Origin of the sequence: Salinibaculum rarum (genome assembly GCF_030505615.1) — an archaeon.
In the GTDB taxonomy this organism is placed as follows: domain Archaea; phylum Halobacteriota; class Halobacteria; order Halobacteriales; family Haloarculaceae; genus Salinibaculum; species Salinibaculum rarum.
In genome coordinates this window covers 2,081,825-2,107,709 of record NZ_CP129992.1, presented here as the reverse complement: position 1 = coordinate 2,107,709, position 25,885 = coordinate 2,081,825, and the positions used below count along the sequence as shown (strand labels likewise).

General features: G+C 54.5%; 23 protein-coding genes and 3 pseudogenes. 16 read left to right on the top strand and 10 right to left on the bottom strand.

Annotated features, from left to right (window positions below; all coding sequences use genetic code 11):
• Positions 1–280: 280 nt before the first annotated feature.
• A complete protein-coding gene (locus QYL91_RS11165) occupies positions 281–802 on the bottom strand; it encodes a hypothetical protein (protein ID WP_302080576.1) in 522 nt (173 codons plus the stop codon).
• Between the two features lie 184 nt (positions 803–986).
• Here QYL91_RS11165 and QYL91_RS11160 point away from each other — a divergent pair, with 184 nt between their 5' ends.
• The 3 genes from QYL91_RS11160 (at position 987) to QYL91_RS11150 (ending at position 3,272) form a co-directional block, all read left to right on the top strand.
• The gene (locus QYL91_RS11160; protein ID WP_302080575.1) at positions 987–1,931 is read left to right on the top strand and encodes a hypothetical protein; all 945 of its coding nucleotides are present in this window, start codon (positions 987–989) and stop codon (positions 1,929–1,931) included.
• An 82-nt stretch (positions 1,932–2,013) separates the two neighbouring features.
• On the top strand, positions 2,014–2,691 hold the full coding sequence (locus tag QYL91_RS11155) for a hypothetical protein (protein WP_302080574.1): 678 nt from the start codon (positions 2,014–2,016) through the stop codon (positions 2,689–2,691).
• Positions 2,688–3,272, top strand: coding sequence for a DUF8102 family protein (locus QYL91_RS11150; RefSeq protein WP_302080573.1), 585 nt, complete (start codon positions 2,688–2,690; stop codon positions 3,270–3,272). Before QYL91_RS11155 ends, QYL91_RS11150 begins: the two co-directional genes overlap by 4 nt.
• A 166-nt stretch (positions 3,273–3,438) precedes the next feature.
• Here the strand turns inward: QYL91_RS11150 and QYL91_RS11145 are convergent, their stop codons facing one another.
• A complete protein-coding gene (locus QYL91_RS11145) occupies positions 3,439–3,909 on the bottom strand; it encodes a hypothetical protein (RefSeq protein ID WP_302080572.1) in 471 nt (156 codons plus the stop codon).
• A gap of 977 nt (positions 3,910–4,886) precedes the next feature.
• Here QYL91_RS11145 and QYL91_RS11140 point away from each other — a divergent pair.
• Positions 4,887–5,984 carry a DUF7537 family lipoprotein gene (locus QYL91_RS11140; protein ID WP_302080571.1) on the top strand — a complete coding sequence of 366 codons (1,098 nt, stop codon included), beginning with the start codon at positions 4,887–4,889 and terminating at the stop codon, positions 5,982–5,984.
• A 384-nt stretch (positions 5,985–6,368) separates the two neighbouring features.
• Here the strand turns inward: QYL91_RS11140 and QYL91_RS11135 are convergent, their stop codons facing one another.
• Together QYL91_RS11135 and QYL91_RS11130 are read right to left on the bottom strand one after the other, a co-directional pair.
• Positions 6,369–8,651, bottom strand: coding sequence for a DEAD/DEAH box helicase (locus tag QYL91_RS11135; RefSeq protein ID WP_302080570.1), 2,283 nt, complete (start codon positions 8,649–8,651; stop codon positions 6,369–6,371).
• A 1,049-nt stretch (positions 8,652–9,700) separates the two neighbouring features.
• Positions 9,701–10,717, bottom strand: a complete 1,017-nt coding sequence (locus tag QYL91_RS11130) for a hypothetical protein (protein ID WP_302080569.1) — start codon at positions 10,715–10,717, stop codon at positions 9,701–9,703.
• A 453-nt stretch (positions 10,718–11,170) separates the two neighbouring features.
• Between QYL91_RS11130 and QYL91_RS11125 the strand changes: the two genes are divergently transcribed.
• Complete coding sequence (locus tag QYL91_RS11125; RefSeq protein ID WP_302080568.1) at positions 11,171–12,139, top strand: PDDEXK-like family protein; 969 nt, start codon at positions 11,171–11,173, stop codon at positions 12,137–12,139.
• A gap of 242 nt (positions 12,140–12,381) precedes the next feature.
• Here the strand turns inward: QYL91_RS11125 and QYL91_RS11120 are convergent, their stop codons facing one another.
• A complete protein-coding gene (locus QYL91_RS11120; protein ID WP_302080567.1) occupies positions 12,382–13,086 on the bottom strand; it encodes a DUF7979 domain-containing protein in 705 nt (234 codons plus the stop codon).
• A 353-nt stretch (positions 13,087–13,439) separates the two neighbouring features.
• Between QYL91_RS11120 and QYL91_RS11115 the strand changes: the two genes are divergently transcribed.
• The 4 genes from QYL91_RS11115 to QYL91_RS11100 all read left to right on the top strand — a co-directional run bounded on the left by QYL91_RS11115 (position 13,440) and on the right by QYL91_RS11100 (position 17,476).
• Positions 13,440–14,429, top strand: a complete 990-nt coding sequence (locus tag QYL91_RS11115) for a DUF7983 family protein (protein ID WP_302080566.1) — start codon at positions 13,440–13,442, stop codon at positions 14,427–14,429.
• A gap of 113 nt (positions 14,430–14,542) precedes the next feature.
• Positions 14,543–14,755: a hypothetical protein gene (locus QYL91_RS11110; RefSeq protein ID WP_302080565.1), complete on the top strand. Its 213-nt coding sequence runs from the start codon at positions 14,543–14,545 to the stop codon at positions 14,753–14,755.
• Positions 14,756–14,938: 183 nt separating this feature from the next.
• Positions 14,939–16,330, top strand: a complete 1,392-nt coding sequence (locus tag QYL91_RS11105; protein ID WP_302080564.1) for an ATP-binding protein — start codon at positions 14,939–14,941, stop codon at positions 16,328–16,330.
• A gap of 636 nt (positions 16,331–16,966) precedes the next feature.
• Complete coding sequence (locus QYL91_RS11100; RefSeq protein ID WP_302080563.1) at positions 16,967–17,476, top strand: site-specific recombinase xerd; 510 nt, start codon at positions 16,967–16,969, stop codon at positions 17,474–17,476.
• A 21-nt stretch (positions 17,477–17,497) separates the two neighbouring features.
• Here QYL91_RS11100 and QYL91_RS11095 read toward each other — a convergent pair whose 3' ends face one another.
• Complete coding sequence (locus tag QYL91_RS11095) at positions 17,498–18,274, bottom strand: sulfite exporter TauE/SafE family protein (RefSeq protein ID WP_302080562.1); 777 nt, start codon at positions 18,272–18,274, stop codon at positions 17,498–17,500.
• A 4-nt stretch (positions 18,275–18,278) separates the two neighbouring features.
• Positions 18,279–19,553, bottom strand: coding sequence for an NRAMP family divalent metal transporter (locus tag QYL91_RS11090; RefSeq protein ID WP_302080561.1), 1,275 nt, complete (start codon positions 19,551–19,553; stop codon positions 18,279–18,281).
• Positions 19,554–19,760: 207 nt separating this feature from the next.
• Here QYL91_RS11090 and QYL91_RS11085 point away from each other — a divergent pair.
• The 4 genes and pseudogenes from QYL91_RS11085 to QYL91_RS11070 form a co-directional block, all read left to right on the top strand.
• Positions 19,761–20,036 (top strand): annotated as a pseudogene (locus tag QYL91_RS11085) (IS1595 family transposase); the annotation flags it as partial.
• Positions 20,019–20,322, top strand: a pseudogene (locus QYL91_RS11080) (IS5/IS1182 family transposase); the annotation flags it as partial. The pseudogenes QYL91_RS11085 and QYL91_RS11080, both read left to right, overlap by 18 nt.
• An 84-nt stretch (positions 20,323–20,406) precedes the next feature.
• A complete protein-coding gene (locus QYL91_RS11075) occupies positions 20,407–20,568 on the top strand; it encodes a hypothetical protein (protein WP_302080560.1) in 162 nt (53 codons plus the stop codon).
• Between the two features lie 50 nt (positions 20,569–20,618).
• Positions 20,619–21,293: an APC family permease gene (locus QYL91_RS11070; protein ID WP_302080559.1), complete on the top strand. Its 675-nt coding sequence runs from the start codon at positions 20,619–20,621 to the stop codon at positions 21,291–21,293.
• A gap of 194 nt (positions 21,294–21,487) precedes the next feature.
• Here the strand turns inward: QYL91_RS11070 and QYL91_RS11065 are convergent, their stop codons facing one another.
• The 3 genes from QYL91_RS11065 to QYL91_RS11055 form a co-directional block, all read right to left on the bottom strand.
• Positions 21,488–21,820, bottom strand: a complete 333-nt coding sequence (locus QYL91_RS11065) for a DUF5789 family protein (RefSeq protein ID WP_302080558.1) — start codon at positions 21,818–21,820, stop codon at positions 21,488–21,490.
• A gap of 271 nt (positions 21,821–22,091) precedes the next feature.
• Positions 22,092–22,757, bottom strand: a complete 666-nt coding sequence (locus QYL91_RS11060; RefSeq protein WP_302080557.1) for a DUF4396 domain-containing protein — start codon at positions 22,755–22,757, stop codon at positions 22,092–22,094.
• 200 nt (positions 22,758–22,957) lie between these two features.
• Positions 22,958–23,128, bottom strand: a complete 171-nt coding sequence (locus tag QYL91_RS11055; RefSeq protein WP_302080556.1) for a hypothetical protein — start codon at positions 23,126–23,128, stop codon at positions 22,958–22,960.
• Positions 23,129–23,334: 206 nt separating this feature from the next.
• Here QYL91_RS11055 and QYL91_RS11050 point away from each other — a divergent pair, with 206 nt between their 5' ends.
• The 3 genes and pseudogenes from QYL91_RS11050 to QYL91_RS18310 all read left to right on the top strand — a co-directional run.
• Positions 23,335–23,796: a DUF4112 domain-containing protein gene (locus QYL91_RS11050; RefSeq protein ID WP_302080555.1), complete on the top strand. Its 462-nt coding sequence runs from the start codon at positions 23,335–23,337 to the stop codon at positions 23,794–23,796.
• A 107-nt stretch (positions 23,797–23,903) separates the two neighbouring features.
• Complete coding sequence (locus tag QYL91_RS11045; RefSeq protein ID WP_302080554.1) at positions 23,904–25,499, top strand: transposase; 1,596 nt, start codon at positions 23,904–23,906, stop codon at positions 25,497–25,499.
• A gap of 215 nt (positions 25,500–25,714) precedes the next feature.
• Positions 25,715–25,876 (top strand): annotated as a pseudogene (locus tag QYL91_RS18310) (DUF7972 family membrane protein); the annotation flags it as partial.
• Between the last annotated feature and the right edge of the window lie 9 nt (positions 25,877–25,885).

Here is a 25,885-nt window from a genome sequence, read left to right as displayed (position 1 = left end):
CCTTGAGCGCGTCATTGTTAGATGCTGTTACCTGATCGCCACAATGGGTACATTCCCAAGTTTCCATACCGTATCAGTATTAGACGCTAGCACAAATATCGTTTCACTGAACTGTTGGGTTCATCGTCTGCATTGGTCGCTTAGTTGGTCAGCATATCACTCGGTGGATTTGAACCGCTGAGTTATCCTACTATTCTTGAGTGACACTGTTTCGAAGTGCGACGGGAGTCTTTCCTGGTTGAGCAAAAAGAGATCGGCCGGAACCCGTCTGGAGACTGGTTTACTCATTTGGATAAGCTTGGAGCGTAGTGAGTGCGGCTTGTGCTCGCTCACCGTGGAGTTCTCCAGTGACATCCACGTTGGCAAACGGCCGGCGAACGCCTCCGGGTCCGCGGATAGTAATGGCATCTTTTTCAAGGAGGATGACGCCTAAGCGGAGGGCTTGTTTTGCTGCCGTGTGTTTGGTTTTATTGAATGCTGCTTCAAGCGTATCGATTATGTCAGAATCGACGCGAGTGCCGAGTCTGACGTCGTCGCCGTCGAATGATGGTTCAGCCCATGGCCGTGGGAGCACGCCGAATGGGCCTTCAATCGTAGGGAGAATCGAGTCATCGGAGCGCTGGTCAGCGCATTTGATTCCCATGCCGACGTAGATAAGATTCTCAGCTGTGGCACTGAGTTCACGCGGGCTATCGCCGCCTTCAACCTCCCGGGCAATATCGGCGACGTGGTCACGCAACCCTTGTTGAATGCGAAGGTTCAGGGATTCTCTATCGGCCATAATCGGTTGTTTGACGGCCATATAATTAAGCGTGACACCTTGGTCACAAAATTTATAGTCATGACGTAATGTTATGACTAGTCGTATACGGAACACTTCCTATGCAGATGCCCGGCCAAATCAGCGACCAACAGCACAGCAATAGCACCAGCCCGGCACGGACACTCGACACGACTGGAAACCAGATTCAACAGTCACAGCAACCATGACCGAGAGCTACAACCTGCCGCTGGTCGGCGGGGCGCGAGCCCTGACCACTTCAGCGATGATGCCGGCAACGGACGCGCATATGCGACAGCCAGCCGAGTCTGATCCTCGATTGCATCAACTCCTCCCAAAAACAACCGACGTTGAACCACCGTACACAGTTGCCGGCCTCCATGCAGACTCTGCATCACTGGCAGAGAGATACGAGGAGCATCCAGCAGGTCGAGGCCGCACAGTCACAGCACTCTATACCCCTGATGGAACCTGTGCCTATCAAAAACGCAGCCTCGCCTGCCGCATAACCTACTTCGACGACGACCACCCGTACAGTGATGATATCGACGGATACCACGACCAGAAACTCAACGAGGCGTCGGTGGATAGTGACCGAGCAGCGTACACAGACTGGATCGACTCCACCTACACACGGGACGAGGTCAACGGGCTCACGCGAACCGTCTTCTCGTCTCGCAAACCGATTCTGATCGCCCAAACCAGCGGCCAACGCAACGCCACTCGACCGGTTCTTGTGACGGCAATCGTCGTTCAATCAACGTCGTGGGGTGTGATCGAAATCGGGACACACCAATGGCCCGATCCCGACCCCGGCGTCGCGCGCGAATCCGTGATCACCTTAGCAGGCACGCTCACACACCGGGCCGACCGTCTGCCACGACCAACGCCTGACAGTCAGTGGCCTTTGTTCTACGGCCATGATCTGAGTCAAGCTGAACTCGCCACGGCAATGCAGACCAGCATTGCGGAGCTGACTGACGAACCAAGCGAACTGAAAAACGAGCCTGGCGCGGTCCTTGCAACGCTCCTTGATCGGTTTCAAGCGGAGTACGACGTCGCGCCACGCGAGGCGCGGAAGATACTCACAGTGCTCGACCAGCGAGGCGACATCAACGACAGCAGTGCCGGACTGATTAAACTCACATGACCGGAAACACGTTCAGCGGCACGGTTGTACTGCAACCACACTACCCACGGACCAGTAACTTGGACGGTACACATCGGTTCCGATGACTCGCACCAACACGCGGCGAGCATTCCTGCAAGGTATTGGCGGCATCGGTGTCATCGGGGTTCCGACCCGCACGGCTGATGAGGGGACCACTACGGGCGGCGACACGACCGTCACTGCCACTGACCTCGTGATTCCCGCTTCTGAGGTCCCACCCGGATTCGAGTCATACCCCACACCAAACTCAAACTCGTTCATCGACGCTTTGGAAGAGTTGACACTCGACGTGACAAGTACTGACATTGCTGTCCAAGGGTACTGGAGTGGAGAGGTGCAGTCCGACCCGGAATGGGTGCTGTCCTCCGTAGCTCTGGTTTCCGAGGACCCGCTTCCCCGAACATCGATCGAGACGGCTGCACAGCAATCCTACGATGAGTACGTGGAAGCATACCGAGCGGAGACTACCCCACTGATTGAGTTCGACCAGTCATACACGCGTGGCGATCAGGTTTCTGACTGGCGCGTCGAGATCTTCGAGAAATCGCTGTTTCACAACTCCAACGAAGGTGCAGAACACATTCTCACCGACCGTATGCGTCATCAATTCCTTGGCAACGTCGTCCTCGGCACTCTCGCGTTCGGCCCGACCGACACCGATCCACCGATCAAGTTACTCCTTGATGAATACGCGACACTGCAACGTACCCTGTACGACACGCACGGAGCAATGGCATGACCGACTCCTTCCCTTGTCCACTCGGACTTCTGACCGGCGACGAAGCCGAGATCCTTGCAGATCCGGACCCCGACATTGCCGAGCACAGCGAACTCAGACAACGACTCAGAACTCGTCTCACTGAAACCCTACAAGACTTCAGTGTCCTCTACCCGACGCTACCAGCCGATGATCTTGCAGACGTGTTCACTGGTGAAGACTGCGAGCGACTCGCACCGATCCGAACAGGGACACAGGACGTGCTCGCGCTTCTGATGCTCGGCATGCTTTTCAGCGACGACATCATCGACACGCGATTCCGGGATGCGATCCAGAACGCCGGGCTCAGTTACGGCGAGGATATCGACGTGACGGTGAGTCTTCGCCGCGGCCTACTCCCGACTATCGAACAGTTCGCTGCCCAACTCGATGAGGAGGGACTCACCGGCCACACATTCGCACTGTTCGAGTCCTTTCTCTACCAACCCGACACAGATTTACACGGTCTCGAAACCATCGCATCGAAACTTGATATTGAGGTCACGCCTGAAGAGAGAGCTGAAATCGAGTCGGCAGTGGATACGTTCGAACGACCACGATAAACAGTCATCAGCAGCGTATCAGTTCCTGAGCAGCCATTTGACGACGAGACGGAGCCAGACACGTAATCGGCGAACTACCCGGGGAGCCAGTAAGATTGACAGCGTCTCTACGCGATTCATCGCTCGTTCTTCAAGGAGTATCTGCAGTATGGAGTATCCCTTTCTTTCAGTCACGAAGGATTTCGCTTGGTGACTCTGGTGTATCACGTCCAAACTTTCGATTATGATGCAGCACCTGCTCCTCTAATTCAGTGAGAAATTTCTTTGTATCCATTACTGCCTCGTCTACGTTCTCACGGGCGCATGTGAAGTACACGTCTCTTAAATACAGATTACCACTATGGGTCTCGTTACTTGATGACGTCCACCCATACTTGTCAAGAACCCTTGCAGTATCCTCTAAAATCCATCTTGCCACTGCATGCTGTTTCAGTTTTTCAGTGTCTGTTTGTTGAATCTCGTAATTTTGATGATAGCCAAACGGTACTGGAATATCCGACACGATGACTTCGACGTCACCGCCACGATCAAGTAAGTTAATCTTCGCACTCTGGTTTTTGAACAGCATGTCGATCTCGTAGGTTACATCGACTTTGTCGGATACGCGGTCTGTGTGCGCTGAGTACTTTTCTGACATAGTACGTGTCTCACTTGGATCCAGTGTAGTCTCTTTGGTCACGTTCACCAGGGTCAAACTGCTTCTTACTATTCTTACCACTCGGTCTGCTGTGCCGAAGTGCCAGGACCTCCGAAGCACTTGCAACGTGCCTGATTGCGCTTGGCTTTAGAGTTCATCCACCATGTCATCTCCAAACAACTTCTCGTGGAGTTCTTTCGTGCGTTCAACATCCTTGTCCTCTGGAACCTCATGCTTTGGAGAGCTGAAGTACTCAAGTCCCATATTTCCTACATAGTACGGAATATTCATAAACCTGTTTACTAGGGCCTAAAACCCGGCATTTTATCGGCTTAAGTAATACAAGCAACCTAGTTCACTAACTGGCTAGTAACGTCGCGTAGTAAAAGGGCTAGACACTATACTATCAATGACTTGTAGGTGGTTAGTTTTGATAGTAATCAGAGACGTGTTTTCATTTGCCAAGGTTATTGAAGACCAGAACAGACTGCTGACTTTTTCTTTCTGTATGTAGTACCCTGCCTCTAACAGGCACTCGTAAAATAAGGAGCCTTTGTAAGGTGCGAACTGGAATGGTCAGTCGTTCCGTGACCTTCGCTACCTAATTTCTAACCAAAAGGTGAGATGGTTTAAACCCCCCGGGGACGGGGGGACGCTTATCGATTTGTTTTCGAGGCAAGGGTGGGGGTGGGGTGGAGAAGAGTCAACAGGGGGACCCCGTTATCGACTTGATTTAGGGTGGCGGTTATAGAATCCAGTTCATAGCTTCTCTCAGCCGGGATCGTTTTCTCCTAACGGGCGAGAGTGCCTGTTCGCCGGTAGTTGGGAAGGTACTAATATGTGGTCAGCAGAGTTTGGTTTGTACTCTGTGTGTATTTCTCACCAGTAAACATTATACGGTAGAAATACCGATCTTCTCAGAATATAGAAAATGGGATAACTATTTAATAACAGGTCTTTCTCGGGCGAATTGTTGTATGACAGATAACGCTCCTGTTTCGAGGCGTACATTTCTCACGACTGGTATTGCAGCGACTACAATGCTCGCCGGGTGCTCCGGGAACAGCAACTCACAGTCCGGGACGTCTTCACCAACATCAACGACGCCAGCTCTCTCAGAGTTTTCCTATCCAGATGGCGCGACTGAAGATGGAATTGATTGGGAGACGCTGTTTAACACGCATAAATCGACTGTCACTGAAGCAGACTCGGTTACCGCTCAGACTGATGTTACGATCGACAGGGGTGAACAGACAACCACCCAATTGGGGACGTCGAAATTCAACGCTGGAGATGTCTGGAGAGAAACGCAAAAAAGTTTCAGCAATACTGAGAAGACGGTGACGCTGTGGTCGCCAAACAGCCGGGACAAGGCGTATTCTCAGATATCGTCGGAGGGAAAAACTGCGTACCAAATTGGAAGCGATGTCCCAAGTCCACAGACGGCGATGGGTCTCGACCTTATCAAGGACTCTCTCAAACGTTTCGAATGGGGTGAAGCGACGGAGGTCGTGAAACTACAAAATGGTACTGGCGTGCGGTATGAAGCGACTGGAAAGAATAGTCCACTTGTGCCTGAGAGTGCCTCGAACGTCGAATTCACTGCAACGGTAACTGTGTTGGAGTCCGGATTTATCGGCCGTAACACGGGGCAGATCTCATCTACAGACAAGAATGGAACAGAACGCACACAGGAGTTGACAGCAACGATCTCTGCTGTTGGTGACACCAGTATTCAGAAGCCCGATTGGGCATCCACAGCGATGGAAAACGGATTCGAGTTCCGGACTGAACCGACAGACGACCGAACGGCTGTACAACTGACACTCGCTAACGGGAGCCAACTCCCAACAGAATCGAGGGTTGCTCTCTCAACAGACCAGGACCGAGGTTCCGCTCCGTTCCCGGAACCAGTTACTGAAGGAGACACACTGTATCTCGGCCTCTCCGAAACCGGAGAGTTACAAATCGCAGAAAACGGGCCGCCTGCAAATACAGTTGAACTCGACTCTCGTACGCTAGTGTCTGTATATCACAATGATCTGACCGTGTTGTCGCGCGTCATTGAACTGTAGACAGAGCGTCACAAGAACAATCCCAATCGGGACTGGTCATTGGTGAGTGCTCGATATCTTTTTTGTATCGAAGACTCGGTCTGCGTGGCTGGCGAGAATGGTAACTGTTCTGTGACGGTCTCTTGTGTTTGAAAAACTCGGCTTCTTACCGTACGGAACGTGGGAGACTGACAACCTAGACCTTTCAAACCGGGGAGTAACAGCAGCGGGGATAAAACGGATGCATGGCGATAATGCCGAACTCATAGACCTTCGCCCGAAAGTTAGAGACAAGTGGAATGTCCGGCTGGTTCCGTGATCATCGCCACTCAACTTCTTACCAAACATTCTAGCAAGAGTGACTGCCTGTTTGGTAAGAATCCAGAGTTCCGACAACTCTGCGTACTACTCTCGTGACTCAGTGCTTTCGAAGCAGTCATTCTCGATGAGCCAACTGCGGAGGTTCCCGTACACGTCGCTGCAGTCGTCGCGGGTTGGTTCTGGTGTCGTGAGTGTGTCCCAATTCCCGACGAGAACGAGGCGTTTTTTGGCACGTGTGAGGGCGACGTTGAGTCGGCGCGGGCCGACGTCAGGGAGTGAGAGGAATCCGGAGTGGCCGGTGTCGTTGGAACGGACGAACGACATGAGAATCACGGTTCGTTCACCGCCTTGGAAGGAGTCAACGGTGTCAATCTCGATTTTGTCGGTTGAGACAGAGAGGTCGTTGAGTTTGTTTCGAATTGTCTGTATTTGTCCGGTATACCCGGTTATGACGCCGATTCGTTCACTTGGTGTTCCGCGATTCCGTAAGTCGTTGACGTGAGTGGCGATGATGTCTGCTTCGGCTTCATTGGCGTAGGACGTGCCGTATCGTTGGGTTTCGGTTCCAGTGACGTGATGTGCGGTGACCGGAGGCAGGTCCCATAGGGTGTATGGATCGTTGGGCCGGTCCACTGTTTTCACTTTCCCGTCGTAAAACTCGGCGCTTGGGAACGCGGCGATGTCTTCGTGCATTCGGTACTGCGTGTCGAGTAATTGCGCAGCGTCCTGTCCGTACCGGTCGACGAGGTGTTCATACAGACTGACTTCCAGGTCACGGTCTCGCATTTCATCACTGGCGTACGGTGGGAGTTGCTTGTGGTCGCCGGCGAGAACCATGCGTTCCGCGGCGAGCCAGGGAGCGAATGTCGCTGGTATAGACGCTTGTGAGGCTTCGTCGACGATTGCGACGTCGAATTCGTTCGTGTCGAATTCGGCAGCGGCGGACATCGTTGCGCCGACGACGTCGGCGTTTCCGGGGTGTCGTGTCTGGTGGTTTCGTTGGACGACACGGTTGGTGCTTCCAGTGCCTGTCCGGGCGAGTTGGAGTTCGTCGTTCACATGTGCTTCGTGCAGTGAATCAGGGTCTGGTTCGTCAACGGTACTGTTGCCGACGAGGAGGTTATCCGTTGCTTGGTTGGAGTGAGCACAGGCGAGGACTTTGTTGCCGCGCTCGACGAATTCTCGAATCACTGCGACGAGTGTCCGGGTTTTCCCTGTCCCTGGCGGCCCGTGAATCAGCGTGATGTCATCGGTACAGAGCGCTTGATAGGCTGCGTTGCGTTGTGACTCGTTTAGCTCCGGGAATTCCGTGTTGAGTGCGCGTGCTGGTTCAAACGAGAGGCCGCTGTTCCCCGCGACGGGTCCGTATTTCGCGTTTTGTTGCTGGACGCGAGAAATACAATCGAGCTCGCGGTCGTATGGCAGGGCATTGAAGATTGGGTACAGGCTGATGACGAACTCATCGTTGTCGAAGATAGTTCGAAGCGATCGACTGGCAGCTTGCGGGTCTGCTGCGTCCGTAGAGATGACAAAGGTCAGCGCTCGCGTTTGAGAATCCACTATTTCACCAAGGGCTGGAAGGCCAGACTGTGACTGAACCCATGGTGGCGTGTCGATCATGATTTCCGTGTCTTCCCACAGGTTTGTTTCCGCACAAATGTAGTCTACAGTAGTATCGTCGTCCTCATCTGATGGTGCTGAGACGTGCCACTGTGTCGGGTTAGTGCTGGTGTCTTGGTAGACGGGTACTGCCTCGTGAAGGCCGCCTTCCCGGTGCTGATAGGTGTGCTGATCAAATGAGTCGTACTTGTCAATGCGTTCCTGCCGGGCTCGTTCTTTTTCGGCTGTGACAAACTCGGTGAGGTGCGTGAAGAAGTTGCTTCGCTGCGTTGTATTCCACTGTGCGGCAGCAAGATGCTCCGGAACGAGCTCCAAGACTGATTGGGAATCATCTGCGTCACCGCCCGGCATGTAACTCGGTAGCGATGATGGAGTGTAGTCGTCAGTCCAGAACCGGAGCCGCCACCCAATCATTGTTGTCCCGGCTTTCCGAATCGATTGGAAATTCTCTCGGTCAACTGGTGACCAGTGGTATTTGAGTATTGTTCGACGATCCTCGTCACTGTATCGTACGAATTCACCGGTGAGTTCGGCAGACTCTGGTTTATGCAGTGGGAGCCACACACCGTCGTCGGCTTGCAACTCGGGGAATGAGTCCAGTGAGTCCACTATGGCCTGGATATCAATTGCATCTCCGTCGCTGGATAGTGCATCGACCGTTGGTGGTTTGTCCTCAAACGCTGCAAGAGACGGGGAGTATCGCTCAGAAAAGACACGAGCCATCAACGACAAATCGACTGAACCCATTACTTCGCAAGTAACCAGTGCGACACATAAGATGTTCGGCAAGTGGTCAATGAGAGCGTGGTTTTCTATCTCACTCTGTGCCTTCAGCTTGCCCAACTCTCAACGTCGAACGTGGGCTCGATTCCAGGGGTACCGTGACGCGCTGTGAGGACTCTTCTATGACGCCCTCTCGATCGCCACTCCACCGGACGCGCGATGAGGGAAGAGGGTGGCCCCGTGATAGATTTCGTAGTGGAGGAATGAGTCCACTGGTTTAAACCCCCGGGGGACGGGGGGACCCTTATCGATTTGTTTTTCGAGGCAGGGTGGGGGTGGGGTGGAGAAGAGTCAACAGGGGGACCCCGTTATCGATTTGTTTTCGGCTACCAGTGGAGGGGCCTCATGGGAGCGGTGGCTTGAGACAGGTGCCTTTAAATAGAGTCAGACGACGAGAACCGCAAGACAGCGTTAGAATGAAAGAAATCGATTGGCGGGGGTGTTCCTCTAGCTAGTTTTCTAGGACTAGACAAGAAAAAAGAACGACGATGAACACGAACACGCACATCACACCGTCGAGGAGGCGTGTGAGGACTGTTTCAGGGGGTGGGGAGGGGGGACTGTTTTTTCGTAAAACATATCGATAGGACCCTCCCCGGGTAGACATTCAACTCGCTCTATTTGCTCAGTAAGCGTGCTTATTGAGCGGTGGTTCCGATCTTCCTTTGCTAAAGGCCTGATCTGTGAGAAGTCCTTTGGTGGAGGAGGTTTAGACCGGACGGAAGGGGAGAGAGGGGGATGGTATACCGTCCGGTCTAATCGAGGGGGTTGGGACGAGGCAAACCGCAAACCTCAGCCGTGTACACGGCACTTGGTATTCTCGATTGCTGGTATAAAATTATTGCAGGAATTTTCATGTAATGACAATTCTTTGGCCTAGATCAGCTAAAGTGGAGATTAGCAGGGCGAGATTATATTACATTTTGAATGTTGCCGATCACACGAATGATTTCATTCTGAATTAAGCTTTCTTGGTCTGATGATAACAGATGGATGCGAACTTGGTTCCCAAGTCAACTGAACCGGCTCGGATCAGACACCTCAAAAACAAACTCTTCCCCTTCTTCTGAACCGTATACCTCTCCAAAGATCTCAGGACGGTTACTACCTTCAGGTCTGGCATCGACTTGAATATTAGATGGACTCTCTGGCGGGAGACTCACTCCCGTTTTGGTAGCGTCACCTACAATCACGTACCCATTTTCGTTAGTTGTACACCGCGTTCCAACTCCGGTTGAGCTTCGCAGAATCAGAGTGAAATCTGGAATCGGGTTCCCATCTTCATTAACAAGCTGGATTTCTGTGCGATACGCTTCAGGAATCTCATATGGCCCAAGGAATTCGATATCATTACTAACCACATGGTTGTCTGTGAGAGCGAGTATTGTAGGGATACCGTCAAATTCACCGGGAGTGGTTGATCTGAGAGTGATATCAACCGAAACGTCCGTGAAATCTGCTCCAGAGATACTAAATTGGTTGGCATCGTCAATAGAAAACTCTCCTTCGTCACGCCTATTGTTATCTACAGCACCTACTCGCACTCTTGCGTCTGACAAATCTAAATCACTCTCCGAGAATACTGCACCGTAGATCCCTGGTTCGTCAGTAGTATCGAATAGAGCAATGGGAGTCGTAGCTACTTGTTCGCCTTCCAATTCAATCGCCAGAGTATATTGACCAGGATCAATGAGTGGTGGCTCAATGTCGACAACGACTTGTTCAGATTCCCCCGGTTCTAACTCGCCTGTTTCTTTGGTCTCTTCAGAAACGTCAAAGTTGAATGTAACCGCTGCTGTTCCCGTCTCATCACCAATATTTTCAACTGTTGCGGCTGCAGTAAGCGTATCATCGACTGTAATAGAGTCTTCTTGAACGTTGGTGCGCTTGAGTTCAAAAGATGGTCCCACTTCAGTTTTAGTTGGCTCTTCAGTACCAGAATCTCCTTCTTCACCTGCACACCCGGCGAGCAAAGTGCTCGTCCCTACTGATCCACTCAGGATTAAAAATCGACGTTTCGTTAATCCCATACTGTATCGAATGAATATTTATAATATAATCCTTATGACTCAGGCGACAAAATATCAATATGCAAAAACTTGGCTATACTGTGCTGATTCCATCTTCTGGAATTAATATACTTTTTGATATATTTGAAGAGGTTTGAAACTTGGTGCGACAGAAATCTTGCATAATTGAGTAAGAGCCTGTCATACAATGGTTTTCAACAGGTATAATTCACAGTACTTATTTTGAATAGAAATGGGGGATGACGAAACCACGGGCTTAGGCGCGAGTTTAACGCTGGATAATCGCCAGGTAGAGGGCATGAGACGTATTCTATGACACGCTGAAGGCGTGCAAGATAGAGGGCGCGAATATAGCATCTTGCGGCCTTCGAACCCAATTACTCAAAGCTATCTTTTCTGAGTATACGAACAATTCACTAAAATTTTATAATCATTGTAACAGTGTTCCTGCATATGAGTGTGCGAGGAGAACGGCTTGTTCAGGGTATTCGAGAGTGCCATATTGATTTACTTGTTGTACAACTGCTGGAAACCTCACCCGAATTCCGGGATTGGTTTCTTCCGATTGCTGCTGACGAAGATAGATGTGACGTGTATTTTGGATCCGCCTGCAACGTTTTCGGAAGCGACGGTCGGGAATCAGATATTGAGGTGGGGTTTCAGACACCGGATGGCGATGAACATCTTGTCCTTATCGAAAACAAAATAACGGCATCTGAACAACCCGATCAATTTTCTGATTATCATAAACGGGGGGAACAGCGCGTACATCGAGGTGATTGGGATGAGGCCACTATTTGTCTGATTGCCCCCGAACGCCGTGTCACTACTCAACTCCAAGCAAAAGTCGATACGGTTGTGTTCTACGAGGAGTTACGCGACCAACTCCAACGGATTGACCACGATGCTGCGACGTTCGGAGCCACGTTGCTTACCTATGCTACGGAGAAATCACATTCCCCTATCGACGACTATTCCGCTACCGTCTCGAACATTTTGTGGACAACCTTGGATGAGATTGGTCATCTGGCTGATTTCGAGGTTATCCAAAACTCGAAGAAACAACTGAAGTTCACTTCCAACCATCCGGACCATCCAAATTTTCTCATCTATAGCGTCTACATCGACGAAGGGGGTGAGCGAGGACTAACAAGGATACGGTTACAACTCAAGATGGACGACGAAAACGAACGGAGGCGGATTGCAGAAGCGCTCATCACCGACCTTCACGACCATTCTCCGATATTCAAAGAGGACTACCAACCAACCCCTGACAAGCAAAATTTCTTCGTAAAAACAGTGTATCACGAGGATCTTCGAAGTTTTCCGGATGGGGTCGTAACAGCTGCCTCTGAGGAAATGACCTCGTTGGTTCAGGCAACTCATCCAATATTCTGCCAACGTGATTTTTCAACATCTTAACGTCCCTTCCATGGGAAGGAGATTGATGTTGCAACTTGAACACAGTGCTGTACCCACACTCTATATCGGTCACGCGCTATCTGACAGGGTGTGAGTAGTTTTCGAAGGGACTGCTGCATACACAGCGCGAGTTTTGCACGGAATTCTTCCTCGCTTCCAGAGAAGTGAATCGTTCGATACAGGCCAGCAACTTCCCGTTTGCGAGGGTTGGACAGAGCGAATATCCACCAGTAGTTACGTCTCTATTTGATCGCTGGAACTCTCATGGAAGAGGTTTCGATTAATTGCATCGCGACCCATGTGAGGACTCCGATCAGGACGGTTACTCCTGCCAATTGGCCGAGGTGTGTGACGCCGCTTACGGTTAGTCCACCTGCCAAACCGAGTCCGACAAGTAGCGATATCGGCTCTTTGGATCCTCCGGAGATCAAGCTAGCACTGGCAAATAATCCTCCGACTGCTGCAGCAATCACGTAGAAGATTATGACAAATCCAGTGCCGAGACCTCCTCTGGAGAGCGCACTCAGCGCGTAACACGTTGACTCATACTGAATGAAATTCAATGATGTTGTGTCACTTTGAAGTCGGAGGTCGTCCGGGTGTGTTGTCGTGGTATATTCTCCGTCCGCTTGAAGCGTCGAGTGGAATATCTCTTGAGCCTCTGGAGACAGGTTACTGTAATCGCTGTATTCGTTGAATGTAGTCACATTCTCACTATTGCAGTTCTGAGAAGACGTTTCTTCCACCGTGTAATCATATTTTTGCGCATCTGTGTAAGTGGCTGATACGCCAACAACGCCAGTCAAACTACAAGTGACTGCAAGGAGCACCAACACAAGAGTGGTATTCATTGTCACAGACGACCGGTAGTACGCAATGACGCCTCCAACAAAGAAAACAACGCCACCGACTACCAAGAATAGCTCAACCGGTGACGGGGGTGCCATAGGAGGACATCCTTCCGTTTCCAGAATAAGTCTTGTGTGGCGACAAGCGAAGCGTAAATATGCACGAAATGGTACTCTGATGATTTCATCAGCAACTCAGATGAGTACTAACTGAGTCTGAGAGAATTTCCCTGACTGTTACATATGCACACGCAGTGAGCAGCCGATCCATTCGAGAAAGCGTAGAATGAAGATGTGAGCCGTGCTGACTTCATCCTCTATATCTTGCACTGCCCTTCTGCGGAGTTCCTGACAGACAGTACACCTCGTCGATCACTGTGCAATCTCTATCGGGTACTTACTGACACTCGAACCTCCAAGCAGTCTTGTAGTAGTCGGGCGTAGGGAGAAGTATGACTGCGGGTGTGACTTGGGACAACCTCCGTGACGAGTGCGACGCGCTTGACGATGAGGCGACGCTACTAACGCCGCTTTCAGGCACCCAATTCACTATTACGAGCGTCCAGGACCCGCGGATTGTCATTCGATTCCGCGACAGTGGCGACAGTCAACCACTCCAGCGCGAACAGTTTGAGACACTTTTTCGCCGTGTCGAAGATGCTGCGGACGGCTTTGATTTGGACCGGCTCCCTCCGGATGCGGACCCCTACGCGGCCGTGTTGACGCTCCATCCGCGCTTCGAAATTGACGAACAGGATGGCGTGATTCGTGCCACTGATGAGCCGAGCAGTTCCCAACGTATCCGTGCCAGCGACGACAGCACCGCCATGGACGAGCGGGCAGAACCCGACCGGCCAGTTTACGCCGACCTGCTGTTGCTCATCGATACGATGGAACGCCACGATGTTGATGACCTCGACGCGTTGGAAACGCCAGCACTGGTCAACCTCTACACGCTGTTATCAGATGTCCAGCGTGGCACGGACGACCTGCGCAAAGAAGTAGCCGACCTCCTGCTTGATCGCGTCCACCACGACCAACCAGTTCACGCACAGTTTGGCTCCGTCCAACGGACCAGCCGCGAGTACCGCTCGCTCAAAGACGACGAAGACGTACTGGCCACGCTAGAAGATGCGGGTATCGACCGCGAGCGCGTCACAACCGTCGATAGCAGTAAGGTCGATGAAGCGCTGGAGGTGACCGAACTCGCACCCGACGATGTCTATGAGATTGACGACCGCGAGTATGTCCGGAAGGCGGAGGTAGATGAAGAACGCAAAGAGACGCGGCTCCAAGGTCTGAAAGACCAACTCGCTTCAGCAGACGATCCCGAAGCCGACGAATTGCGTGATGAAATCGAAGCACTCGAAGACCGAATTGAAGAACTCACCGAGTTCTCTTCCGGTCAAAAATTCCACACGCCCTCGGGGGGCGACACGTAGTTTCAGTGCTCGGGAGACAGAGATAGTTCGACTCTCCGCCTTGCAGCGGCGAACTACTAGATAACTTGGTGTTGAGCCGTGATCAGGCGTGTGCCTACGGCGACGCGCTTGTGATGTCCTTACGCGTGGATGGGGAGATGCTGCAAGAGCGGGGGATAGATCCTGCTGAGCCGTTTGCCTGGAAGATTGAGGACGGTGAGTTACTGACAAAGCAGATTTCGCGCCAAGCGTTCGAAACCGTTGCAGAGAGCGATCGAGATGATGCCGGGTATGCCAGTCACGTGCTGGACGAGCGAGCGAGACGGCGAATTAGAAACGGGCAGTAGAGACTGAGCTATTGTTCGGTGTGAAACAGCGTCCGTCGTCAAGGTTGCCAGTGGAGGGAGTAACCGCTTCTTCCTGTCACTGGCGCTCGCCAATATACTATAGTCAAATAGCCAATTCTAGATTAGGCTATTCTGAATTAGTCTATTCGGGCATTTTATTTGGCTGGCCACCAGTCATAGGGTATGGAGCGATTCGTGGATCGGACGGACGAACTCAGTCGGCTTCGAGAGTGTTACGAGTCGGGTGACGCAGACATGGTTGTGATTTTTGGGCGTCGTCGTCTCGGGAAGACCGAACTTGTCCGAGAATCGCTGGCAGACCGTGATGACGCCGTCCTGTACCAAGCTACCGAAACAACACGACAGGTGCAACTCGACGCATTTGTAGACGTGGCGGCAGAGTCGTTTCCGGGCATTGATCGGATCGAGAGCGAGTGGGAATCGCTACTCGGGTATCTCGCTGAGCAGGACGCAGTCGTCGTGTTAGACGAATTCCCATACCTGATTGACGCTGACGAAAGCCTCCCGTCGGTGATTCAGCGACTGTGGGATCAGGAATTGCGTGAGACGGGCGTGACGCTCATACTCGTAGGATCTTCGATCAGTATGATGGAGGAGGCGACGCTTCTTGGGAACAGTCCGCTGTACGGTCGGTTCACCGAGAAAATCGATCTGCACCAGCTTGATTTTGCTGCTGCGCGCACGTTCTTCCCCGAGAGCTACTCCCCGGAACAACTGCTGCTCGCATGGGGTGTGTTTGGCGGGACGCCGTACTACCTAGAGGGCGTCGATCTGGACAACGATCTTGGAACAGTCATCCAACAGTCGCTGCTGTCACGGCAGGGGTTCCTGCACGACGAGCCGGAGTACGTTCTTCGCACTGAGCTGACGGAGCCGAACCGGTACTTTGCGATCCTGAAGGCGATTGCAGCCGGGAATACGACGTCGAACGAGATTGCGCAAACGGTCGGCATCGATAGCAAACAGATTTCGACGTATACGCAGAAATTGGAGCGGCTACGGCTGGTCGAGCGGGAGGTGCCGGTGACGGAGGATAAGACGAAGTCACGGCGGGGACGGTACCGGATTCTCGACCCGTTGTTCCGGTTTTGGTTCCGGTTCGTCTATGGGAACGAAGACAGGTACGAGCGGTTGGGGGATGATGCGTACGAGACGGTCATCAAACCGGAACTAGCGGATTTCGTGAGTCCGGCATTCGAAATCCGATGTCAGGATATCTTGCCTGACCTCTATCCCGAGACGATGTTCACCGACATCGGGCGCTGGTGGTACAACGAGCACGAGGTAGACGTCGTCGGGCTCGCGGCAGACGGGACGATAGTGACGGGCGAGTGCAAATTCACGTCCGCGCCGCTCGATTACAGCGCGCTCGCCTCACTCGAATCCCACACGGAGGAGATTCGTTGGTCGCCTGATGATACGGGCGTCGAGCACGAGTATGCGCTGTTCGCTCGAAGCGGGTTCACGCAGTCTGTCCGGGACACTGCCGCTGACCGCGACAACCTCGAATTATTCGATCTTAGAAAAATAATGGACCCAAGTCCCCCGCGATAACCCGTATTCCCAAGCGGCGTGAACCACCCGCTCAGTGGGGTATTCGAACCTACAAATCCCCTATTTAGCAACCGCCATCACGAATGGGTCTATGAGTGAGTATGTCTCTTGACCGTAATTGTAGTCCGAAATTCTGGACCTGTTTGGACCCCGTAACCTCGCTGCTATTTGGCCCTCAGGGCAAGGACCCTGATCGGATTAAGCGAAGTTCCATTGCCTTCCCGGCAATTATCCCCTTGCTATATTAACCATGCCACCATTAGAAACTCCTACACGGTCGAAAACGAGCGATATGCTGAAAGTTAGAGATGCCAACCCGATAGGTCCATAAAAAGGGCAGGTGATGCTCTCTCACGGCAAGGACCAGGGTTCGAATCCCTGACGGAGCATCCCAATTCGGCTTCCTTCTTGCGGTTTTGGCCTGCACGAATCAGCTATGATCGACTCAACACTCAGGCCATTTCGATTCGAAGGATTCACACACAGCCGCGCAGTCTTGCGATTAGTCCGTTTTGCCGGGCTATCCGGTTCGAAGGAACGAGGCTCACCCGTATGCTCTCCATCGGTTTTTAATTTGCCCACCGGGATTTTGGGCGGGGAAAACGGCGTCGTGAAATACAGAGGGGAGATCTTCTCATGAGTGACCTCGATGAGTTCCCTGTCGTCACGGAGAAGGCCGAATCGTATCTGAACGAACGACAGCTGCTCGATTACCGCGCGGAGCGGGAAGATTGTCTGGAGTGGCTGTTGACGTTCGGCAAGAAACCCAACGAGGTGGTTGGCTATGCGCCGGGTACGGTCAAACCGCGGTGTTATCGGATGGATCGGTTCTACCGCTACGTGTGGGACCACGAAGAGGGATACACGGTCAATCTCTCCCACGACCATGCGGACTCGTGGATGGATCACCTCGCGCGCCGTGATGTCAGTGCAACCCACAAGCGGAACTGTATGAAGTCACTCCTGATGCTCTACAAGTGGCTCCATCACGAACGCGGATTAGCCGAGTGGGAACCGGAGTTCAGGTTCTCCGCTGATACCAGCACGCAGCCACGGGAGTATCTCACGCGAGAGGAGCGACGAGTTATCCGTGCAGCACTCGAACTCACCAACAATCTACGCCACAAGAACGTCCCTGATTTTTAGCGAGGTCCAAGCGAGCGAATGTCACCGAACTGCGATATATGGCCCGAGGACGAGCAAGAGGATCGCGAGCACCCTGGTAAGTTTTTCGGCGTCAATGGATTGGGCAATCTTCCAGCCGGCGACGACACCGACGAGTTCGGGAATACCGATCGCGATGGCGAGGGGCCACGAGACCGCGTCCTGGGCGAGATACCCGGCCGTCGCGAATGCGGCGACAAACACTGACTGGACTTGTGCGACGCCGACTGCGATCAGCATCGGGACGCCGATGGCCACCAACAGCGGGACGGCGAGGACCGGCCCACCGACGCCGAGGAGCCCACCCGAGATGCCGACGAACGCCCCGATACCGGCGACGCCGAGCGTGCCGCGGGGCGTCATCACGTCGTAGTCGCTCCCAGACGTTCCGTAGCGGGTCCGGTAGAAGACGAGGATGCCGGTCAGGGAGACGAACACGCCGAGCAGGACGCTGAACGTCGATTCGTCGATGAGCGCGTTCAGCCGGACGCCGACAAGTGCGCCTGCGAGCCCGGTGAGACTCAACACGAGCGCCATCCGCTTGCCGTCCCGTGAATCGAGCTCACCGGAGCGCCGATAGCTCTCGGCGCCGACGAGCCCCGTCGCGACGAAGGTGGCGCTGGCCGTGCCGACGACGACCGCCGGCGGGAGGTCGGTCAGCGCGACGAGCGCGATGGTGATGAAGATCCCACCCGGACCGACGGCAGTGATGCCGACGCCGGCGAACAGCGAGAGGACGACGAGGGCGGCAAGCGTCGTCGCGGGAAGGCCAGCGAACATCGCCTCAGATCCCGCCAGTGAAGATGGCGTTGATGACGAACTGGCCGGCACTCCACGCCGAGTAGATGGCGAGGAGGATGAGCGCGCTATTGATGACGTTCAACTTCCAGCCGTTCGTGTACGCGCCCATCATGTCGCTGTCGTTGACCGCCCAGAACAGCAGGACAGCGGTGATGGGCAGGCCGACGACGCCGTTGTACGCCGGGAAGAGGATGATCATGTCGATGACGCTCAGCCCGAGGTACTGATGGACGAGTGGCGAGAGGCTGCCGAGCGCGACGCCACCGACGTAGATCGCCTTGAACACACGGGTGCTGTCGGCAACCTCACCGCCGATGGCCTCGGGGATCATGTAGGCGGGCGCCCACATGATGGGGATGATGCTGTTGAACGCGGCTGCGAGCGTGCCGGCGAGGAAGACGACCATTGCCCACTCACCGAGGACGGACGCGAGCGCCTTTCCGGGCGTAAGGAACGTCTTAAGCTGTTCGTAGCCCGCCGGCCGGAGGACCGCGGCGGCGGCAATGACGATCGCGATGGTCGTGATACCACCGACGGTGTAGCCGATCGCGAGATCGCGACGCATCGTGGGGATGTCCGAGCGGTCGGTCCAGCCCTTCTCCTCGACGAGTCGTGACTCGAGGAAGAAGTTCGGCCAGAGTGCGGTCGTTCCGAGGATGCTCACGGTGAGGGCCATCGAGCTCGGCGATAGCCCTGTCGGGGCGAAGCCGGCGACGACGGCGGTGAGGTCCGGACTACTCGCACCGGCGACGACGACGTACGTGACCAGGAGGGCGAACATCATCGCTACCATGATCTTCTCGACGGCGTCGTAACTGAGGATGCCGATTACGATGGCGAGGAGTCCCGTCAGGTAGGCAAAGGGTTCCCAGCCGATCGCCTGGAGGTCGAGGAGGACGACGATACCCTTTCCGACAGCGGCGGTGAGTTCGAGCGTCCACGCGACGCAGCCGGCCGAGAGCAGGACCATCACGACGGTCGCAAGCGTTGACCCGAGTTTCTCTCGGGCGAAGGCGCCCAATGAATCGCCGTGAATACCGAGTCGGGCGCTCATGTCCTGTGCTACGAAGCCGAGGAGCACCGCACCGACGACAGCCCACAGTAGTGTGTAGCCGAACCTGACTCCGGCGGAACTCGCAATGAATACTGACCCCGACCCGAAATAGCTCGCGACCATCACGAGCGCGAGTCCATACCGTTCGAAGAACTCCGAGAGCGAGGGAATTGATACACCGTCTATCGCGTGTCTGACACTCATAGCTGGTCGAAAACGCCGACCGAACATTCATCGAGCTAATGCCCCACCTCGCAGCAATCGACGCGTCAATTCGATATGTAACTGGGAAGGAAAACACGTTGTGACTCGTCGCCCCGGTGGAGTGCAGTCGAGATTGTTTACCGCTCTTCTGTAGAGTAGCGGAACCAGCCCACAGTAGTAGTGCCTCCCGCCGAGGCAGGAACAGATGTGTCCAACAATCGCCCAGCTCTCGGCGAGAGGCTTGCGGATCTTGCTGAAACAGGTGTAATAGAGTTTCGGCCGGAGCCGCTCGACACCATCATCAAGCGGCGAATCAAGGCGATTTGGACCGCTTGCTCCTGTCCGAATTGCGGCGAGGACAGTCTTCAGGCACTCGACGACTTCACACGAATCTGGTGTGGTCGCTGTGACTGGAAAACTACGTACACACGGGGAACACCGTTCTTCGATTCGGAACTCGCCCCGGCGGACGACCTGCTGTCCGTAGCTGCCGACAAAGCGTTCCACAACTGATCACGAAATACGAGTTCTACGCGCTTGGCGTCGAACCACTCATCTTACAGCGTGGATCGAAGCCACTCACGCTGGGACATAACGCTCTCATTCGCGCAAAAGGCTACTCTCAGCGCTGGATGGCCGAAACTTCATACTCGACAACGAAGCGCTCGCTCGGCGATGCCGTGCAAGCGCTGGGCTGGTATCGACAGTTCCGCGAAATCATCCTGATGTTCGCTATCTCGACGTAGAACCGCCCTGTAAGACCTTCTAACCGCGACTCAGTATCTATTCAACACGGCACGAACAATCAATCCTGTCTGGCACTGCCGGAGCCGCAGAAAACGTCCTCGTCGCGTTGAAGGTCGGCATTCTCGTCGTGTTCGGTATTCTCGGGCTGGTGTATGCGTTCGGATTCAGTGGTGGGCAGTTCGAGTATGCGTTCAGCCAGCTTGGTGGCTTCGGTCCCCTCATGGCGGCGGCCATCTCGTTCGTGGCGTTCCAGGGTGGCAGCTCCTGAACTACGACCAAGAGGGCATCGAGAATCCCGTCGATACCATCCGGACGGCCGTGTACATCTCCATCCCGGTCGCTGTTACAATCTACATCCTCGTGGGAATGGTGACGGTGACCCTCGTTCCGCAGGCGCTCACATCCCACCCACATGTCGCGCTGAAGGATGCCGCCTCACTGATGATGCAGCCCTACGGGCTGGCACAACTCGGAGCGGTCGGCCTTGCGTTGTCGGCGTTGTTCTCGACAGGGAGCGCCATCAACGCGACTCTGTTCTCGTCAGCGCATTTCGCCAAGGGACTGCTCAGTGACGACCTCCTCCCCGATCAGATCGGAAGTTCGGGTACTGACGGCATTCCCGAGCGGACAGTTCTCGTACTGGGTGCCATCACTGGAGCGTTTCCGTGGTTCGGGGGACTCGGTGCGATCACCTCGTTCGCATCGCTATCGTTCATTCTCGTGTTCGGGGCGATGAGCTACCTCGCGTTCCGCCAGCGTGATCACGACGAGGTGAACGCTCTCATCCCCGCAATCGGAACAGTCGGTGTGCTGGCGTTCTGCCCGCTGATGATGTACAACCTGTACACTCGGGAACCAAACACGTTCTATATCGTGCTTGGTATCGCCGTCGTCGTGCTTGCCGTTGAACTCCTCTATTTCGAGCGCGACATCATTGAGGCGGAAGTCACGGAATTCGAGCCAGATCCCGGAGTTATCGACGAGAGCAACTGAACCTGTCTGTTCATCGTCTTTTCACGATGATACGCGCGATACATTCAGCACTCGCTTGACAAACCCCCCAGATACGGTCAGTAACGCGGTGACCGACACAGAGAGAGTGGATTCAGCAAAGAGGTAACTACAGACGAAGTTTATTTTGAGCACAGGCGGCCCAATTTGCGAGATAAGTGTGTTGGGCCGTTGTGTTATCGCCCTATGAGTTCCAGTATCCGTCTGTGAACGTCCTCGGCTGAGTCATATATTTGGTCATCAGTTGAAGAGAGTACGTCCTCCAGGGATTGCTTGCCGCTCTGCGTTTCAAGTTCATAGTCGCCATAGACCTCAACCAACTCATCTGTCGTGGCTGGATAGTCGTGCGATTTGAGCGCTTCATCAAGATCACCAAGCCCTTCATCAGGGTCAACGCGCATCGGCTCTTCTTCATCGTCGTGGGTACGTGCCTCCTCTTGCATCCGCTCTCGCTGGCGACGTTTTTCGTCATCCGCTTGCTCATCTCGGCCTTGTTTATCATCTGCCATATATCACGGGAGGGGATCCAGGGGGATAACAGTAGGGCTGGCTATCGGTCGGATTATCTTGAACACACCGTACGATCACTCCAGCCGACCTGATGTCGATATATACGTACGACCACCAAACAGCAAATCCATCGAAATGTCATCTACAAGATAAGCGCTGTGTATGCAGCAGTGCCTTTCCAAACTACTCAGTGTCTGTCAGTAATGCGATGACCGACACAAAGGCTTCATTCAGCACTGATCTCATGGGCTGTGCTTCAGAACCAACTGTTCAGGCACTCATCTTCGCTGGGTTCATCATCCCTTCCTTGACGCCGAAGTGGATGAGCAGGAGGTTGACGGGATACGCTGCAAGAAGCCCCATCGTGAGCGAGAACACCAGTGCCGTCCAGAACAGGATCTCACCCATCCCAGCTTCGCCGGCGAGCCAGACATCGGTTCCGATGGCGACGATCTCCATGACGGTGATGCTGGCGGTCTCCGAGTAGAAGGCGTCTTTGAGCGCCTCATTGAGCCCGACACCTTCCTGCATCAGCGGCCCAACCGTCAACAGATACCCGCCCAAGTACGCCAATGAGAAGGAGAGAAGAATCGTGCCGGTTGTTTTGAACGCAAGCAGACCGACCGCAATAGAGACGCCGAGGACTTCCCCGGTCCCGCACCCTGAATAGCAGTGGCTGACCGAGCGAAAGCCCCTCCGCCAGAGTGAGTCGTGGTCAATCTGCGTCCGGCCTGACCACCAGTAGCCGGCGAGACCGATTGGCCCGGAGTACAGTACCGTGAACCCCCAGACGAAATTCATCAAACTTGGAAGTTCCGAGTTGTTCTTCCGGAGATCCCATATGAGTACCGAGAGTGAAAGCGCGACGAGTACCCCCCACGTTGCGAGGTACATCGGATTCGTGAGGAAATTTTGTAAGGTCTGCTGCACTCCCATTGCCAATTGAAGAGGCTTTGGCCTTTATTATGGTTTGGTTGATTTCGTGATCTGGGATCGGATCTCACTCGTTTCGGGTCACATTCAGTGGTGCATACGCGCGATACGTTCAGCACTCGCTTGAGAAACTCCGCACATACGGTCAGTAAGTAACGCGGTGACCGCCACAGAGCATGTGTCGGGCAATCTTCGGAATGCCGTTAGGTGACTTGCTCCGTTTCGAGCCACTCTTTGAAATCCCAGAAACAATCCGAACACAGACGGCCCTCCAGCGTCTCGATCGAATCCGACGCGTGCTTGATCTGGTATTGCTGGTGGCGGGCCTGCGATGGGTCAAGTTCAGTCCCACACTTATCACAGAGTTCAGCCATGCCACAGGGTTGTCGCTGACGAGGGGTATATCTGGGGGTCTTCACTCCTTCAGAAGTACCCACGAGGGTCGCTTCAGACCCGAACTGCTAGATGCAGGCGATAGACGGCCCAGAATGGGACGATAGTAGCTCACGGTCGAACTCCAACTCGTGTCCCACGACATCCACCCCACAGGTTTTCCGTCTCCCACCCGAAGCATGGTTTCATGCCCGCGGCCTTCGAATCGCGGTTCGACATAGATTACGATGGTGAAATACCGGAGAACGTCGACGAGGCAGCGCTCAAGCGGCTGGAGACGGTCGCGTATATACTCGACGAGAGCGTGCGCGTTCCCGGCATCGGTTTCCGCATCGGAATCGACCCCGTTCTGGGAGCACTCCCCGTCGCTGGCGACCTGGTGAGTGCCGCCTTCTCTCTGTACATCGTCGCCGAGTCGGCGTATCTCGGCGTCTCCTATACGGCGTTGGTGGAGATGCTCGCCAACATCACTATCGACGTGGCGGGTGGCTCAATCCCCTACGTTGGTACGGTGATCGACGCGCTCTGGAAAGCGAACAAGCGCAACGTCGCGCTTGCACTGGAAGACCTCGCCGAGGCGGTGGAGACGGACGGGTCCGGCGACAGGACAGGCGGCGGCGTCGAAATCCCCGTCGAACCTGAGAACTGAGTGGGTTAGCCCGTTGCACGCTTTCGAGATTAGTTCAGACCCATCGTCTAGCGTTCACTACCGATAGAAATAGTCACTTTCACTAGACTAGAAGTCGGATTCAAGGTATGTCCAATACCGAATCCGACACTGACCAGAACACAGTTGATTCTCATAAGACTGCCGTTCGTGAGTACCTTCGAACCCACGGAGAGGTCGCCTCGAAACAAGAGCTCCGCGCCGGCACCGACGTGCCGGCGTGGTACATCACCCAGATCGCCGCTCAAGACGCCTTCTACACCTCGTTGAACCACAACAGCGAATACGTCGCCAGTAAGCACGTCGTCGGTCACCGCTCTACCCACGACGGCTTCTGGCGTCCCGAGGTGGATGACGGCCAAGCCGTCTTCCACCGCAAGGAAACCACTAAAGCTACTCTCAAGCATCTCGCGTTCTGCCGTCCATCTGGACTTACCGCACCCGAAGCAAACGATCTACTCGGTCGTCGCTGCTACCGGCCACTCCAGAAACTCGCCGACCAAGGCGAGGTTCACGCCGCTGACTGGGAAGATACCACCGTCTACGCCCACAGCTGGCCGTCCCGACGGGACGACCAGCTGACCCAGCGCGAAACCGACCAGCCAACCGATGTCACGCCAGACGATCCGGCTGACGACGGCTACCTCTACCGAGATGAACTCGTTGCGACGTTCCTTTCGGTCGCAGTCTCACAGATCCAGTCCATCACGCCGGAACGAGCTGCTGCACTCGTGTTGCGGCAGTTCGAGGGCGACTCATTCGACGCCCTCGAACGCCGTCTCCGGCGCAACCACTCTTTCCGCGAAGCACTGGAGTATACCGAGCCAGAGGATGTCCCCGACGGGACATCCCTCTGGCGAGCCTTCGACGAGCTTCAGCCAGAGGAACTCCGTGACTGCCTCCAGTCGATGTGTTGCGAACTGCTCGCCGATCACGACCATGCTGGCGAGTTCGTCGTGATCGACGGGACACACATCGCCGCCTGGGCAAATACGCGCGAGGAGATCGAAAACGGCGACGTTGAAGGCGCAAGCTGGGGCAAACACGAAGGCTCGTTCTACGGGTACAAGGTATATCTCGTCGTTGATGCAGCGAGTGAGTTGCCGGTCGCCATCACGATGGAGACCGGCAAGCGAAACGATACTGCGGCGTTTGAACCGCTCATCGAGGACTTCGATGAGCGGTACGACACCGACGATCTTCAGGCGGCGCTGGCCGATGCTGGCTTCGACAGTCAGGGCAATCGTGAGTTCTGCCAAGACCGCCTTGACTGTCCGTTGCTGACGGCGATCAATCCCCGCAGATCGTCGCCGTTAGCGACGATCAAGGAAGAAATCAAAGAACTGTTTGAGGAACACGGCGAGGAGATCGAGAGCCCATACGACGCGCTGGAGCGCCTGCCGCAAAACCTTCTCTCGGAATACGGCGTTGAGGCAGGGAGCGTTGAGGAGACGTACATTTTCCAGGCGATCAAAGAGCGGATGCATCGACACCTGCGAGCAGGTGTCGAGCGGGTCTTCTCGCGGCTGAAGTCGTTCACTGGCCTTGATCGCGTCCGCGCACGCAAGGAGAACAACGTCGAGACACACGTCGTTCTCTCCGCGGTTGCGCTGGTTGCGGCGTCACTAACCGCACAACGCCACGACAAACCAGGACTGATACGATCTCCAAGCCGCCTCATCTGACCGGTTCGGTATCCGCGCGGATGCCGCCGCCTGAGAGGCATCGCTCTCAGGCGGCTCGCATTCGTGACTGGATTCTGATTAATCAAGGGAGATTACCGCCCTATCCAGCAGCATCTATCAGATTAAGAGTAACATCTGAGTCCGACTCATCACTGCTGGATCAAATTCAGGTCCAACTGCGTCGTCCAGTGAATTAATTTTGAACGTGCAACAGGGTACTAGTATCCTACATCCTCCGCATCGTGACCGTGACGAAGCGCACACTCTCAATCGGGCCGTTTATCCTCCGAGAGACCGACAGGTCCCGCGACCTCGACTGGGGAGACACCGAAGCGAAGAGCGGAGAGGACGTGGGCGCCGGCGACGAGGGCGAGTAAAGCGGACGT

What these genes read in the sequence shown, in the direction of transcription:
- QYL91_RS11165 (WP_302080576.1), bottom strand. Translation starts at nt 802, where the DNA reads ATGGCCGTCAAACAACCGATTATGGCCGATAGAGAATCCCTGAACCTT.
- QYL91_RS11160 (WP_302080575.1), top strand. Translation starts at nt 987, where the DNA reads ATGACCGAGAGCTACAACCTGCCGCTGGTCGGCGGGGCGCGAGCCCTG.
- QYL91_RS11155 (WP_302080574.1), top strand. Translation starts at nt 2,014, where the DNA reads ATGACTCGCACCAACACGCGGCGAGCATTCCTGCAAGGTATTGGCGGC.
- QYL91_RS11150 (WP_302080573.1), top strand. Translation starts at nt 2,688, where the DNA reads ATGACCGACTCCTTCCCTTGTCCACTCGGACTTCTGACCGGCGACGAA.
- QYL91_RS11145 (WP_302080572.1), bottom strand. Translation starts at nt 3,909, where the DNA reads ATGTCAGAAAAGTACTCAGCGCACACAGACCGCGTATCCGACAAAGTC.
- QYL91_RS11140 (WP_302080571.1), top strand. Translation starts at nt 4,887, where the DNA reads ATGACAGATAACGCTCCTGTTTCGAGGCGTACATTTCTCACGACTGGT.
- QYL91_RS11135 (WP_302080570.1), bottom strand. Translation starts at nt 8,651, where the DNA reads ATGGGTTCAGTCGATTTGTCGTTGATGGCTCGTGTCTTTTCTGAGCGA.
- QYL91_RS11130 (WP_302080569.1), bottom strand. Translation starts at nt 10,717, where the DNA reads ATGGGATTAACGAAACGTCGATTTTTAATCCTGAGTGGATCAGTAGGG.
- QYL91_RS11125 (WP_302080568.1), top strand. Translation starts at nt 11,171, where the DNA reads ATGAGTGTGCGAGGAGAACGGCTTGTTCAGGGTATTCGAGAGTGCCAT.
- QYL91_RS11120 (WP_302080567.1), bottom strand. Translation starts at nt 13,086, where the DNA reads ATGGCACCCCCGTCACCGGTTGAGCTATTCTTGGTAGTCGGTGGCGTT.
- QYL91_RS11115 (WP_302080566.1), top strand. Translation starts at nt 13,440, where the DNA reads ATGACTGCGGGTGTGACTTGGGACAACCTCCGTGACGAGTGCGACGCG.
- QYL91_RS11110 (WP_302080565.1), top strand. Translation starts at nt 14,543, where the DNA reads ATGTCCTTACGCGTGGATGGGGAGATGCTGCAAGAGCGGGGGATAGAT.
- QYL91_RS11105 (WP_302080564.1), top strand. Translation starts at nt 14,939, where the DNA reads ATGGAGCGATTCGTGGATCGGACGGACGAACTCAGTCGGCTTCGAGAG.
- QYL91_RS11100 (WP_302080563.1), top strand. Translation starts at nt 16,967, where the DNA reads ATGAGTGACCTCGATGAGTTCCCTGTCGTCACGGAGAAGGCCGAATCG.
- QYL91_RS11095 (WP_302080562.1), bottom strand. Translation starts at nt 18,274, where the DNA reads ATGTTCGCTGGCCTTCCCGCGACGACGCTTGCCGCCCTCGTCGTCCTC.
- QYL91_RS11090 (WP_302080561.1), bottom strand. Translation starts at nt 19,553, where the DNA reads ATGAGTGTCAGACACGCGATAGACGGTGTATCAATTCCCTCGCTCTCG.
- QYL91_RS11065 (WP_302080558.1), bottom strand. Translation starts at nt 21,820, where the DNA reads ATGGCAGATGATAAACAAGGCCGAGATGAGCAAGCGGATGACGAAAAA.
- QYL91_RS11060 (WP_302080557.1), bottom strand. Translation starts at nt 22,757, where the DNA reads ATGGGAGTGCAGCAGACCTTACAAAATTTCCTCACGAATCCGATGTAC.
- QYL91_RS11055 (WP_302080556.1), bottom strand. Translation starts at nt 23,128, where the DNA reads ATGGCTGAACTCTGTGATAAGTGTGGGACTGAACTTGACCCATCGCAG.
- QYL91_RS11050 (WP_302080555.1), top strand. Translation starts at nt 23,335, where the DNA reads ATGCCCGCGGCCTTCGAATCGCGGTTCGACATAGATTACGATGGTGAA.
- QYL91_RS11045 (WP_302080554.1), top strand. Translation starts at nt 23,904, where the DNA reads ATGTCCAATACCGAATCCGACACTGACCAGAACACAGTTGATTCTCAT.